This window comes from Stenotrophomonas sp. BR163 (genome assembly GCF_047520985.2).
Lineage (GTDB): Bacteria > Pseudomonadota > Gammaproteobacteria > Xanthomonadales > Xanthomonadaceae > Stenotrophomonas > Stenotrophomonas sepilia.
Genome location: NZ_JAXBRE020000070.1, coordinates 1 through 1,240 on the forward strand (window position 1 = coordinate 1; position 1,240 = coordinate 1,240).

1 protein-coding gene is annotated in these 1,240 nt (G+C 58.6%); it reads left to right on the plus strand.

Annotated features, from left to right (window positions below; genetic code table 11):
- Positions 1 to 250: 250 nt before the first annotated feature.
- The gene (locus ACM0PY_RS21195) at positions 251 to 1,216 is read left to right on the plus strand and encodes an IS110 family RNA-guided transposase (protein WP_180886512.1); all 966 of its coding nucleotides are present in this window, start codon (positions 251 to 253) and stop codon (positions 1,214 to 1,216) included.
- Positions 1,217 to 1,240 lie beyond the last annotated feature (24 nt).

Consider the following 1,240-nt stretch of genomic DNA (forward strand, 5'->3'; position numbering starts at 1 on the left):
GGGCTCGGCTCTTGTGTCTTGGATGGTGCCCTGATCAGGCACAATTCCCCGGTGACCCGGGAGGCTCCGATGACGCTGCCTCGGCTCTTAAGCCTTCGAGCTTGCAAAGTAGATTCAGCGCGTCGGCGGCCTGACACCGCCATGGAACTTGAACGGTATCTTAGGCCCGCCATCGGGTGAGAGCCTGCACTCACAAGGGCAAGTCTGGCGGCTTCCGATCACGATCGTAAGTTCAAGCTGGAGCGAAATCATGCAATTTATCGGCATCGACGCTGCCAAGGCGACCTTTGACATCGCCCTTCCTCTATCTGGCGGCAAGTATCGAACCAAGGCCAAACTCCCCAATACGCCAAAGGGTTTTGATGAGCTTCTTGCTTGGCGCGCCAAACATGCACCGAACGCGGCGGTAGGGATGGAGGCTACAGGCATCTATCACGAGGCCTTGGCTGGAGCACTGGTGAAGGCGGGGGTGATGGTTCATGTGGCCAATCCCGCCCGGGTAAAGGCGTTTGGGCAGGCGGAGGGGATTCGGACCAAGACTGACCGCAGCGACGCCAAGCTGGTTGCCCGGTTTTTTGAGGCACAACGCCCGGAAAAGCTGCATCCCTACGTTCCACCGACGCCCTCGGAGGTGAAGCTGCGCGCCTTGGTACGGCGTCGAGATGACCTCCAGGAGATGCTGCAGATGGAGCAAAATCGCCTGGACGTGGCCGATATCTCGGTCCAGCAAGGGATCAAGGATGTGATCCGGACGCTGGAAGCGCAGATCAATCAAGTCCAAAAGGCGATTGAGGACCATATCGATAACGATCCGGACCTGCGCCAGCGTCATCAACTGCTTACCAGCATCCCCGGTATAGGCAACACCAGCAGTGCCCAGTTGCTGGCCATGCTGGGAGACCTAAGCAAATACAGCGACGTGCGCCAGGTGGTTGCCCATGCAGGCCTGAATCCGGCCCAGCGTCAATCAGGAAACTACGAAGGCAAATGCCGGATATCACGCGTCGGCGACGCCAATTTCCGCAAAAAGCTGTACATGCCGGCGTTGACCGGGAAGACCTACAACCCCAGGCTGAAGTCCTTTGCAGACCGGCTCAGCGCGAAAGGGAAGCCCTTCAAGGTCGTCATGTGTGCGGTGATGCGCAAGCTCATCCATCTGGTTTGGGGCGTACTGAAAAGCGGCCGGCCATTTGAGCCTGACGGCGCCCTTGCCTAGGCAAGGGCAACACGGTATCTACAA

Bases quoted from the DNA above. Each gene is read 5' to 3' on its own strand.
- ACM0PY_RS21195 (WP_180886512.1), top strand. From the start codon at position 251: ATGCAATTTATCGGCATCGACGCTGCCAAGGCGACCTTTGACATCGCC.